Annotated in this window: 13 protein-coding genes and 1 tRNA gene; 7 read left to right on the top strand and 7 right to left on the bottom strand. The window is 56.5% G+C overall.

The annotated features are described in order from the left end of the window. Window positions 1-474: 474 nt before the first annotated feature. The 4 genes from H8S59_RS27190 (at window position 475) to H8S59_RS23015 (ending at window position 3120) form a co-directional block, all read left to right on the top strand. On the top strand, window positions 475-906 hold the full coding sequence (locus H8S59_RS27190) for a helix-turn-helix domain-containing protein (protein WP_343073081.1): 432 nt from the start codon (window positions 475-477) through the stop codon (window positions 904-906). Next, complete coding sequence (locus H8S59_RS23025; protein ID WP_187522912.1) at window positions 903-1145, top strand: helix-turn-helix domain-containing protein; 243 nt, start codon at window positions 903-905, stop codon at window positions 1143-1145. Before H8S59_RS27190 ends, H8S59_RS23025 begins: the two co-directional genes overlap by 4 nt. A gap of 395 nt (window positions 1146-1540) precedes the next feature. After that, window positions 1541-1837: a helix-turn-helix domain-containing protein gene (locus tag H8S59_RS23020; RefSeq protein ID WP_187522911.1), complete on the top strand. Its 297-nt coding sequence runs from the start codon at window positions 1541-1543 to the stop codon at window positions 1835-1837. Further along, a complete protein-coding gene (locus H8S59_RS23015) occupies window positions 1837-3120 on the top strand; it encodes a type II toxin-antitoxin system HipA family toxin (RefSeq protein ID WP_187522910.1) in 1284 nt (427 codons plus the stop codon). The genes H8S59_RS23020 and H8S59_RS23015 overlap by 1 nt, the downstream gene beginning before the upstream one ends. A gap of 351 nt (window positions 3121-3471) precedes the next feature. Here H8S59_RS23015 and H8S59_RS23010 read toward each other — a convergent pair. From H8S59_RS23010 to dapA, 5 genes are all read right to left on the bottom strand, one after another. Continuing rightward, window positions 3472-3561, bottom strand: a tRNA-Ser gene (locus H8S59_RS23010). 93 nt (window positions 3562-3654) lie between these two features. Then, on the bottom strand, window positions 3655-4368 hold the full coding sequence (gene purC / locus H8S59_RS23005) for a phosphoribosylaminoimidazolesuccinocarboxamide synthase (protein WP_087265306.1): 714 nt from the start codon (window positions 4366-4368) through the stop codon (window positions 3655-3657). Between the two features lie 28 nt (window positions 4369-4396). Beyond that, window positions 4397-5155 (bottom strand): MBL fold metallo-hydrolase, encoded by a 759-nt coding sequence (locus H8S59_RS23000; RefSeq protein WP_027899152.1) that lies wholly within the window; start codon window positions 5153-5155, stop codon window positions 4397-4399. Then, on the bottom strand, window positions 5156-6271 hold the full coding sequence (bamC, locus tag H8S59_RS22995) for an outer membrane protein assembly factor BamC (protein ID WP_095093518.1): 1116 nt from the start codon (window positions 6269-6271) through the stop codon (window positions 5156-5158). An 18-nt stretch (window positions 6272-6289) separates the two neighbouring features. After that, window positions 6290-7168: a 4-hydroxy-tetrahydrodipicolinate synthase gene (dapA, locus tag H8S59_RS22990; protein WP_187522909.1), complete on the bottom strand. Its 879-nt coding sequence runs from the start codon at window positions 7166-7168 to the stop codon at window positions 6290-6292. A gap of 327 nt (window positions 7169-7495) precedes the next feature. Here dapA and H8S59_RS22985 point away from each other — a divergent pair, with 327 nt between their 5' ends. Then, on the top strand, window positions 7496-8059 hold the full coding sequence (locus H8S59_RS22985) for a glycine cleavage system transcriptional repressor (RefSeq protein WP_027899149.1): 564 nt from the start codon (window positions 7496-7498) through the stop codon (window positions 8057-8059). Window positions 8060-8068: 9 nt separating this feature from the next. Further along, a complete protein-coding gene (locus H8S59_RS22980) occupies window positions 8069-8542 on the top strand; it encodes a peroxiredoxin (protein WP_095093520.1) in 474 nt (157 codons plus the stop codon). Between the two features lie 117 nt (window positions 8543-8659). Here H8S59_RS22980 and H8S59_RS22975 read toward each other — a convergent pair whose 3' ends face one another. Both H8S59_RS22975 and H8S59_RS22970 read right to left on the bottom strand, forming a co-directional pair. Then, window positions 8660-9730, bottom strand: a complete 1071-nt coding sequence (locus tag H8S59_RS22975) for an AI-2E family transporter (RefSeq protein ID WP_187522908.1) — start codon at window positions 9728-9730, stop codon at window positions 8660-8662. A 36-nt stretch (window positions 9731-9766) separates the two neighbouring features. Continuing rightward, a complete protein-coding gene (locus H8S59_RS22970) occupies window positions 9767-10018 on the bottom strand; it encodes a sulfurtransferase TusA family protein (protein ID WP_187522907.1) in 252 nt (83 codons plus the stop codon). A 148-nt stretch (window positions 10019-10166) separates the two neighbouring features. Between H8S59_RS22970 and H8S59_RS22965 the strand changes: the two genes are divergently transcribed. Continuing rightward, a partial coding sequence (locus H8S59_RS22965; protein ID WP_187522906.1) for a M48 family metalloprotease occupies window positions 10167-11583 on the top strand: 1417 nt, incomplete at its 3' end.

Below are 11583 nucleotides of genomic sequence, written 5' to 3'. Positions count from 1 at the left end.
CCTACAGGGTCCGTGTTTGCTACGCGACAGCGCGGTGCCAGGAACACCGGGGCGACTCCTACGATATGGCCTAGCATCCTGCTTCAACTTGACCCCCTCAATAGCAGCAGTCAGTTTTGGGAAACGCCCTACGCAAGCTATGTCCTTCCCTTACAGCGCAACTACAAGACGATCACTTCAAGTCATTCATCGACCCCCAACCGTCTACGTCGAGCCACCAACGCTCGCCGAAATGACAAATCTGCGTATCCCATAAAAAGCCGCGCCAGATGATTAAGCGCTACCTCCTCGCCTTCACTGCCCACAACGAAGTCGAAGCCCAATGCACGTTTATTCTCGTCGGGTAGCTCATCCCAACTGGTCATGAGGTAGGCGTGCATGAAGCTGACGACTTGAAGCCTGGTCAACGGCGCGGGAGAGTTTCGGCCTGAAAACCTCGGAGAGTGAGCCATCGCGTTGCGGCGAGCTGACTGCTTGGGTACTCGTGAGAGTTTTCGGTTCTTCATAAACAGTGTCCTTTCAGCTAAGCCTTCCAAATTCATTATGTCCGAGCAGGCCTTCAGCCATGCGCAGAACCCAAAACAAGAATATCCGAAAATCAGATATCTGAAAATCAGTTATAGCTTACCCCGCTGTTCAACCGGAACGGCCACCATGACTAAAGCAATCTATCGAAGAGAACATCAGATACTGATCAAGCTGCTGCGCACGATCAGAGAAAATGCAAACCTGACCCAATCGGAGTGCTCCACCGCGCTAGGTCGACCGCAGTCTTTCATGAGCGATGTGGAAAAAGGCTCGCGACGCCTGGATCTGATTCAACTACGGGATTTGTGCGAAGTGCTTGGCTATGCGTTGCCGCAGTTTGTGAATGAGTATGAAGAGGCGCTGGCGTCATCAGAGTGAAGACCATCCACAATACCCGCTACCAGTCCCTCCTGACCCTTCTCCTGCAAGCGCGAGTAGAAGCAGGCCTGACCCAAAAAGAGCTGGCCACGAAGTTGGGACGACCGCAGTCCTTCGTATCGAAAACCGAAAATGCCGAGCGAAGACTGGATGTGATTGAGTTTATGGATTTGTGTCGGGGGCTAGATGCGGATCCGCATGAGCTGCTGGTTCGGCTAGAGAATATGCCTGCGGGTTAATGGCGGATAATCATGAATCACAAAGCCCTTGCCTGAAGAACGCGGCCCTGACAAACACCATGACGAAGCGATCTATCACATAGAACATCAGATTCTGGTCACGCTGCTGCGCACGATCAGAGAATCTGCCGAGCTGAAAAATGGCTGCAGGTCAGATGCCTAGGGCTGATAGATGTGGAGAAAAACCTCCGCCTACTCCTAAACCATTTAAAAGCCCATATATGACCTCTTGATGGCTTAATACCTAAATAAAAGGTCACATATAGCCTTTTTAAGTTATTACGCATAACTTTAGGCTCTGAAAAACCAAAATGGCCTTATGTGACCAAATAGGTCGTTTACCCTCTATAATTGGCCATAGATAGCCATTATTGAGAAAACTCGGAGGACAACAGATGTCTTTCATGCACTTACTCTACTCGCCCGCCGAAATCGCTCGGGACGTGGGGCAGAACGCCAAGACACTCCGTCTCTCGAAAAATCTGTCACGCAAGACGCTCGCGGAAAAATCGGGAGTGTCAGAGACCACCATCAAGAGATTCGAGATGACGGGCGTGGCGACATTCGAGGTTCTGATCCTCCTGGCAACCGCTCTTGATGAGCGCGCCTCTGTGACTCGGCTCTTCAAACCCGAGCATCCAAATTCAGTAGAAGAGCTAAAAAATGCGAAGCGTAAGCGGGGAATGCGTTAATGATGAAGCCGTTCAAGCACGCTGAGGCGCTGACCGTATTGAAACACGGCGTCAAGGTCGGAGAGCTTTTCAAAGCGCCAGGAAAAGGGATCTACTTCGCTTACGACCAAGGCTGGCTCGGCACGGGCTACAACCTCTCGCCACTCACAATGACATGGGACGAAAAACCTCAGCTTGCTGCCGACCCCAGTCTCTTTGACGGCCTTCACGGGCCCTTCGCTGACTCCCTACCCGATGGCTGGGGGACGCTGCTCATGGACAGATTCTTCAACAGCACCTTTGGTGACGGTACTCACCTCACGGTCACTGCCCTGGATCGTCTTTCTTATATGGGCGACCGAGGCATGGGGGCTTTTGAGTATCAGCCGAAGGCTGAAAAAACAGAGATGGTCGGCCCTGTCGATATCTACAAGCTGTTCGAAGCGTCTATCCAGGTGCAGGAGGGCGAAACACAAGCGGTACTTAAAGAACTACGGCTTGCTGGTGGCTCGCCAGGCGGTGCTCGCCCTAAGGCGATTGTTGCTCTATCCGCTGATGGGAAAAAAGCGACATCGGCATTCAAGTCTTTACCGGAGGGCTATGCCCACTGGATCGTTAAATTCAGAGCTTTGCATGAACCCCTAGAAACAGGGGGCATTGAGCTTGCCTATGCCGAAATGGCCAGAGCGGCCGGAGTGAGCATGGCCGAGTCGATGATCTTGAACATTCAGATGCCTGATCAGCAGAACGAAAACTTTTTCGCGACCAAGCGTTTTGACCGAGATGGCGACCGGAAGATACACATGATGACTGTGTCGGCACTGATGTATGCGAATTATCGCGCTCTGTCGTCAATCGATTACCCCAACCTGCTAAAGCTTACTCAGGCGATCACCAATAGTTCGGCAGAGGTCGAAAAAATGGCCAGGCTAATGATCTTCAACGCCCTGTGCCACAACCACGACGACCACGCGAAAAACTTTGCTTTCCTCTGTCACGACCCTGTGAAGCCTGGAGAAAAGGAGACCTGGACGCTTGCCCCTGCGTATGACGTGACCTTCGCGAACGCTATGGGTGAGCACACCACTGACTTTGGCGGACGGACCCCGGGCAAGCCGACCAGAAAGCGGATCCAGGAGATCTGCAAGGATTACAAATACCTCAAGGCCGATGAGTACATCGAACAAACCCTGGCCGCGCTGGCAGACTGGAAAAAGGTCTTTACTCACCTGAAGATCCCTCACAAAGCCGGTGAGCCCATATTCAACGTCCTGGCCATGCTGCATGAAGACTTCGAGAAGTAGCCAGGGTGCGCCCGTGTGTTGCCGGCGCGGTAAGGCTTTAACATGCGCTCACCAAACGACGCCACTCTGACCCCCTTCAATTTCGAACTACGCGCCTGCGGAATAGGTGGCCAGACAGTTGGGGCACAGCGACACGACAATGGTCCGCAAGCACCATGGGCGATGGATACCGCAGACACCAGAAGTATGGCCGGAATGGGTTCGCAGATGATGGAGCTCAGGGAGGACTAAAGCGTCCGTGGAGGTCTGGAGCGGGTGTTATTTGCCCTGAGCCTGCCCTAAACTTTAAGGCAAGAAACGAAAAACCCCCGACAACTTTAACGTTATCAGGGGTTTGGCGTGTAGCAATTATGGCGGAGAGATAGGGATTTGAACCCTAGGTACTGTCGCCAGTACAACGGATTTCGAATCCGTCCCGTTCGGCCACTCCGGCATCTCTCCAACGGCGCGCATCATAACAGTTCAATCGCAGAAGGCGATACCTTTTGCTGATTTTTTTTCGTGCTATCAAGCGCTTGCGTTACTTTTTCCGTCTTAGAGCGGTACGCCCAGACGGTTGGCGACTTCTTCGTAGGCTTCGATGACGTCACCGAGGCCCTGACGGAAGCGGTCCTTGTCCATTTTCTTCTTGGTGTCCTTGTCCCACAGGCGGCAGCCGTCCGGGCTGAATTCGTCGCCCAGAACGATGGAGCCATCGCTGAACACGCCGAACTCGAGTTTGAAGTCGACCAGCAGCAGACCGGCGTCATCGAACAGTTTGCTCAGGACGTCGTTGACCTTGAGCGACAGTTCTTTCATGCGCGCCAACTGCTCGGCGGTGCCCCAACCGAATGCGACGACGTGGGATTCGTTGATGAACGGGTCGCCCTTGGCGTCGTCCTTCAGGAACAGCTCGAAGGTGTACGGGTTGAGCTTGAGGCCCTCTTCGACGCCCAGGCGTTTGACCAGGCTACCGGCGGCGTAGTTACGCACGACGCATTCGACCGGGATCATGTCGAGCTTTTTGACCAGCACTTCATTGTCGGCCAGCAGTTTGTCGAACTGGGTCGGAATGCCTGCGGCTTCGAGCTTCTGCATGATGAAGGCGTTGAACTTGTTGTTCACCATGCCCTTACGGTCCAGTTGTTCGATACGCTTGCCGTCGAACGCCGAGGTGTCGTTACGGAACAGCAGGATCAAGCGGTCAGCGTCGTCGGTCTTGTAAACCGATTTGGCTTTGCCGCGGTAGAGTTCTTCACGTTTTTCCATGATGGGCTCCGCTTGCTAAGTAGTTGGGCTAGGCGATATGTCGCCAGTCGAGCCCTGAATCTTGATCGGCCAATTGTAACCAGTCCGGATCGCACCCGAGGGTGTCGACGAAACATTGCCGGGCCAGATGCGGCAGATTGTTCTTGCTGCTGAGGTGGGCCAGTACCAGATGTTGCAAGTCCTGCCAGCCCAGCTCGTTCACCAGGCTTGCGGCCTGATGGTTATTCAAGTGTCCTTCGCTGCCACCGACCCGCTGTTTCAGGAAGTATGGGTAGTGGCCGCGGGCGAGCATGTCCCGGCAGTGGTTGGACTCGATCATCAGGGCGTCCAGGCCGTGGTAGCTTTGCAGCACCGTCGGGCAGTACGATCCCAGATCCGTCAGCAGACCAAAGCGACGCGTGCCATCGGTGAAGACGAACTGCGTCGGCTCAAGAGCATCGTGAGCGACGGACACCACGTGGATGTTCAACGCCCCCAGTTGCAAATCCTGCCCGCCTGCCAGATACCCGGCGACTTCAACAGGCTTGCGCAACCCTCGAGCCGTACCGCTGCTCATATACACCGGAAGATTGTAGCGCCGAGACAGCAAACCCACGCCATGCACGTGATCGGCATGTTCGTGGGTCACCAGAATCGCGCTCAACTGATGCGCGCTAAGGCCTAGCCGCGCCAGTCTTCGTTCGGTTTCCCGCAGGGAGAAACCACAATCCACCAGCACGTGAGTATTGCCGCTGGCCACCAGCGTGCCATTCCCTTGGCTGCCGCTGCCTAATACTGCGAAACGCACTTAACCCAGGTTGTCTTGAATGACACCCAGTACACGACGGGCAATATCGGCCGGCGCGACGGTGTTGATGTTCTTCTCGACGGTAACCTGAACGTTGTCACCTACTTTGCTCAAGCGCACTTGGTAACGCTCGGCACGGGCATCGATCTCTTCCTTGGTTTCCTTGCTGCCGAACAAACGGCCGAAGAAACCAGGTTTGTTCTCTGGCGTATCAGCCCGCTCTGCCAGGTTGATGTAGTAAAGACCCAGACTACGGTTGATGTCCTCTACGCGCCATTCACCCTGATTCAGGGCACGACCCACGCTAGACCATGCGCGATCCAGGTCCGAACCGACGTTCAGAACCGGGTTGCCGCTACCGTCTTCGCTCAAGGCGACACGGCTTGGAGTGTCGTAGTCACGTGCTGCCAGAAGCGAAATGGAACCGCCCTGGGCAGAGCTGCGGCTCAGACTGGCCAGCATGTCATCGGTCAGCGCTGCATCAAGTGCCACGTTAGTAGCGCGATCTGTGAAAGCGACGTCAGCGGTGCTACCGGCCGGGCGCTCTGCGCTTACCACGTAGATTTCACTGGTGTTGCGCTGCACGCCTGGCTCGATACGTACTCGCACGCGAGTTTCAGCATCGGAGGCGGTGCCGCTGGCGGTCAGGCGCTTGGCAACGGCAGCAGACAACTCGTCCAGACGCTGCCAGGTAGTGCTGAATTCACCTGTTTGCGGGCGATCTTCGGCGATACGGAAACCGTTATCTTCGAAATACTGATGCGCGACTGGCCAGACTTCGGCAGGCGCACGCTGAGCGAGCACCCAGCTGTTGTTGCCACTCTTCTGCAGGCTGAAATCGCTGGCATCGGCTACGGTCGACAGCGGTTGCGGGCGAGGAACTACGAATTCGCCCTTAACAGTATCGTCCGCCACGTTGCGCGGGATCGGCAGCAGCGGGTCGAGACGCTTGGTCTCCGAGACACCCGGTGGAATCTGCATCGGTGCAGTTTGCTGTGCTTCGAGGTAATCGCTGCCACGGTCACGGAAGTAACCATCTTCACCCCAGAGCCAACCGCAACCGCTGGTGCTGGAGATAATCAAGGCAAGTGCGGAAAGTCCGGCCAATCGCTTCATTGCGTAATGCTTCCTCAATTAAACCAGAACGCCGGACTGGCGCAGGGCCTGACGCAGCGGTTCGTGACAGGCCTGGCTGAGCCAGGTGAGCGGCAGACGGATACCGTCCGGCATCAAACCCATTTCATTCAGGGCCCATTTCACGGGGATAGGGTTGGATTCGATAAACAGGGTCTTGTTGAGCGGCATCAGCTTTTCATTGATGGCCCGCGCAGTCTCGGCATCACCGCGCATGGCGGCGGCACACAGATCACTCATGGCACGCGGGGCGACGTTGGCCGTCACGGAAATGTTGCCCTTGCCGCCCAGCAGAATCAGTTCGACTGCCGTTGGGTCATCACCGGAATACACCAGGAAGTCGCTGCTGACACCGGCCAGGATGTCCTTGGCGCGCTGCAGGTCGCCAGTGGCTTCCTTGATGCCGATGATATTCGGCACCTTGGACAGACGCACGACGGTTTCGGGCAGCATGTCGCAGGCTGTACGGCCCGGCACGTTGTAGAGGATCTGCGGGATGTCGACCGCTTCGGCGATAGCCTTGAAGTGCTGATACAGCCCTTCCTGGGTCGGCTTGTTGTAATAAGGCGTGACCAGCAGGCACGCGTCGGCGCCAGCGCGCTTGGCGTTGTTGGTCAACTCGATCGCCTCACGCGTGGAGTTTGCGCCAGTGCCTGCGATGACAGGGATACGTCCTGCAACCTGGTCGACCACACGACGGATCACTTCGATGTGTTCATTCACATCGAGCGTGGCCGATTCACCTGTGGTGCCAACGGCAACAATGGCGTTGGTGCCCTCTTGCAGGTGGAAGTCCACCAGTTTGCTCAGGCTGTCCCAGTCCAGACGTCCCTGTGCATCCATGGGTGTGACCAGTGCCACCATACTGCCCGCAATCATGCAAACCGCTCCTGCCGGAAAAAGAGAGCGGTAATGGTACTGGCGCTATCAGCCTAGTACAAGCGAAGTACCACGCTGTGAGCATTCCCCTGAGCGATGGTTTTCGCTACCCTTCGTTCTTTGATCGGTACTGGTCATCTGCGCGTCTCCTTCAAACGGTCGATTTTATCGTCAGAACCCCTGCTCCAGCGCTGTTGCAGCCTGCCTTCGGTCAATCGGGCAGACGCACTTCGCCAGAAGCTGCGGTTGGTGTCTGGCGCTGTTGATCGTCGATTCGGTCCTGCAAGCCAATAAATGTACCGACCGCTCATCATCTAGGAATGCTGCATGTCGTCCACCCCCACAGTTCGCGAACAATTCCTTGTCATCAGTGCCCTTGGCGCAAATCCAATGGAGCTGACCAACGTCCTGTGCCGTGCCAGTCACGAAAGTCGTTGCTCGGTAGTCAGCTCCCGCCTGACCCGTCACGGCGAATACAGTGCGTTGATTCTGCAAGTCTCCGGTAGCTGGGATGCCCTGGCCCGTCTGGAAACCGGCCTGCCCGGCCTGTCCAAGAAACATGATTTCACCACCAGTGTGGTACGCAGTGCCACGCTGGAAAGCCGTCCCGAGGCGCTGCCTTACGTGGCTTACGTCAGCTCGGCGTATCGCCCGGACATCATCAATGAGCTGTGCCAGTTCTTCATGGATCACAATGTGGAACTGGAAAACCTGATCTGCGATACCTATCTGGCTCCGCAGACCGGCGGCACCATGCTCAACGCAACCTTTACCGTGACCCTGCCTGCGGGCATTCAGATCAGTTGGCTGCGCGATCAATTCCTGGATTTCGCCGACGCGCTGAACCTCGATGCACTGATTGAACCGTGGCGTCCGCAAGCCCCTATGTGAGGAAATCCCATGGCTGTAGCAGTAGATCAACCAGTTAGCGATTTTCAGGTGCAAGCCACCAGCGGACAGGCTGTGAGCCTGTCTGAACTGAAGGGCAAGCAGGTCGTGATTTATTTCTACCCGAAAGACAGCACGCCGGGCTGCACCACTCAGGGTCAGAACTTTCGCGATCAGCACGAACAGTTTCAGGCGGCTAACACACTGGTGTTTGGTGTGTCGCGGGACAGCCTGAAGTCTCACGAGAACTTCAAGGCCAAGCAGTCGTTCCCGTTCGAGCTGATTTCGGACAAGGACGAAGCCCTTTGCCAGTTGTTCGATGTGATCAAGCTCAAGAAGCTGTACGGCAAGGAATACCTTGGCGTAGATCGCAGCACCTTTTTGATCGACAAGGACGGCGTGCTGCGCCACGAATGGCGCGGCGTGAAAGTGCCGGGGCATGTTGAGGCGGTGCTGGAGAAAGCCCAGGCGTTGGCAGTTAAATAAGCGTCGCTCTTATCGTCGGAATGCCGCCCAGACCAAGCACCGCTCCCACATATGGACTCAATCTCATGTGGGAGCGGTGCTTGGTCTGGGCGGCATTCCGACGATAAGGCTGGACACTTACAAAAGCGGTGCCACGGTCGGTTCTTGCCGCGGCCAGGCATCCAGCACGGCCTTGAACAGGGTCGCCAGTGGAATCGCGAAGAAGATCCCCCAGAAGCCCCACAACCCGCCAAACAACAGCACCGCGCAGATGATTGCGACCGGATGCAGGTTGACCGCTTCCGAGAACAGCAGCGGCACTAGTACGTTTCCATCCAGTGCCTGAATCACGCCGTAGACCACCATCAGATAGATGAACTGGTCGCTCCAGCCCCACTGGAACAGGGCAATCAACGCTACCGGCACGGTTACCACCACCGCGCCGACGTAAGGCACCACCACGGAAATGCCCACCAGCATCGCCAGCAAGGCCGCGTAGTTGAGGCCCAGCGCTACAAAACCTATGTAGGTCACGCCCCCACAGATAAATATCTCGATGACCTTGCCGCGAATGTAGTTGGCAATTTGCCGGTTCATTTCCTCAGCCACCCGCGTCATCAAGGCGCGTTCCCGCGGCAGGTAGCTGACCACCCAGCGACCGATCAGACGGCGATCCTTCAGAAAGAAGAACACCAGAATCGGCACCAGCACCAGGTAGATCATGATATTGGCCAGCAACGGCAGGCTCGACAGCGAGAACGTCAGCGCCCACTGGCCAAATTTGCCGATCTCGCCCCGCGCGACTTCAATGGCATGCAGCACTTGCTCGTCAGAAACCAGATGCGGGTAGCGCTCCGGCAACAGCAGCAATAATGACTGCCACTTGGCAAGCATCCCCGGCAACTCGTTGAACAACGTAATGAACTGATGCCAGAGCAGCGGCACGAGGACGAGCAGAAATACCAGCAACGCGCCCATGAACAACATGAAGACCAGCCCGACGGCGCCGGACTCCGGAACCCGAAAGCGCTCAAGCAGGCTCACCAGCCCTTGCATCAGGAATGCCAGCACCATCCCGGCGAGCACCGGTGCCAGCATGCCGCCTAGCGTCAGAACAATGGTGAACGCCAGAAACAGCAACACCGCGAGTACCACGGCCTCTTCATCAGAGAAGTAACGTTGTACCCAGTTGCGAAGCACGTTGAACATCAAAAATCCTTGTGAAAGCGGATAAGCCCCGCTGGGTTACGCCTTGCGCAACCAGTAGGTGTAGATCCCCGCGTCGGCTTCCTCATGAAGCAATTCATGGCCGGCAAGCCTGGCAAAGGAGCGAAAGTCGCGCTGGGATCCAGCGTCGGTCGCAATGACCTTGAGCACATCGCCCCGATTCAGGCGGTTGAGCTCAAGCTTGGCCTTGAGCAACGGCAGCGGGCAATTAAGGCCACTGGCATCGACTTCGGCGTCACTGCTTTCGGGGCGCGTTACAGCGTCAGACATCGTTTCTCTCCAGGCAGGCACATCAAATTGCCATTGGAAGGCAAAATGTTTTTTCAGATACGTCTTACAGCCCGGAAGAATACCGCACTCTGGTCATCAGGCCATCGAGACGGCTACAGTAGAGGTTCTCCAACTCAGAGCTCCATGGATGAATTTTCTGCGCCCCACCCTGCTGACGCTCGCATGCCTGCTGACTGTTCCTGCGCATGCCGATGACCTGCCGTCCCTTGGCGATGCCAGTTCCGCGATTGTTTCGCCGGAGCAGGAACACCAACTGGGCCGTGCCTGGCTTGGACTGCTACGCGCCCAGGTGGCGCAACTTTCGGATCCGCAACTCAAGGACTACGTCGAAACCTCGGTCTATAGCCTCGCGGAAACCAGCCAGGTGCAGGACCGACGCCTTGAGTTCATCCTGATCAACAGCCCGCAACTCAACGCCTTCGCTGCTCCCGGCGGGATTATCGGCGTGAACGGCGGGTTGTTCCTCAATGCACAGACTGAGGGCGAATACGCTTCAGTGCTGGCGCACGAATTGGCTCACTTGTCGCAACGCCACTTTGCGCGAGGAGTCGAAGCCCAGCAGCGTATGCAGGTGCCGGTCTTGGCGGCGATGCTCGCCGGTATCGTCATGGCGGCTGCGGGGGCTGGTGACGCAGGTATTGCCGCCATCGCGGGCTCACAGGCTGCCGCCATCCAGGAGCAGCGACGCTTCTCGCGCCAGAATGAGCAGGAAGCTGACCGGATCGGCATCCTCAACCTGGAAAAGGCCGGATATGATCCGCGCAACATGCCGACTATGTTTGAACGCTTGATGCGTCAATATCGCTTCGACGCTAAACCGCCCGAATTCCTCCTGACTCACCCGGTAACAGAATCGCGGATCGCGGATACCCGCAACCGTGCCGAGCAAGCCAAACCTGGCGGCAAGGAAGACAGCGTGCGCTATCAGTTGATGCGTGCTCGTGTGGCGTTGATCTATGAAGAAACACCTGGCATCGCGGCAAAACGCTTTCGTGCCCAACTGACCGAAAATCCTAAATCCGAGCCTGCACGCTACGGTCTCGCCATTGCACTGATCAAAGGCGGGCAACTCAACGAAGCCCGGGAAACCCTCAAGCCACTGCTCGACAAGTCGCCGAACGACATCACTTACAACCTGACGCAGATCGATCTGGACATCACCAACAACCGACTCAACGACGCGCAACAGCGGGTTGACCGGATGCTGACGCAGTTCCCGGATAACTATCCGTTGAATCAGGTCCGGGTTGATGTGCTGCTCAAACAGAACCGTACCGCCGAAGCGGAAAAGTCTCTGAACGGGCTGCTCAAGAGTCGTCCTGATGATCCGGACATCTGGTATCTGGTCGCCGAAACCCGTGGCTTGAATGGCAACACCATTGGCCTGCATCAGGCCCGTGCCGAGTATTTCGCGTTGGTGGGTGATTTCAGACAAGCCATCCAGCAACTGGACTTCGCCAAACGTCGCGCCAATAACAACTTCCAGCTGGCTTCACGCATCGATGCACGGCAGAAAGAGTTGGCGGATCAGGAGCGGATGGTCA

The sequence above is a fragment of the Pseudomonas folii genome, from assembly GCF_014357575.1.
Lineage (GTDB): Bacteria > Pseudomonadota > Gammaproteobacteria > Pseudomonadales > Pseudomonadaceae > Aquipseudomonas > Aquipseudomonas folii.
The sequence above is the reverse complement of the archived record's forward strand: the minus strand, read 5'-3'. Positions and strand labels throughout refer to the sequence as shown.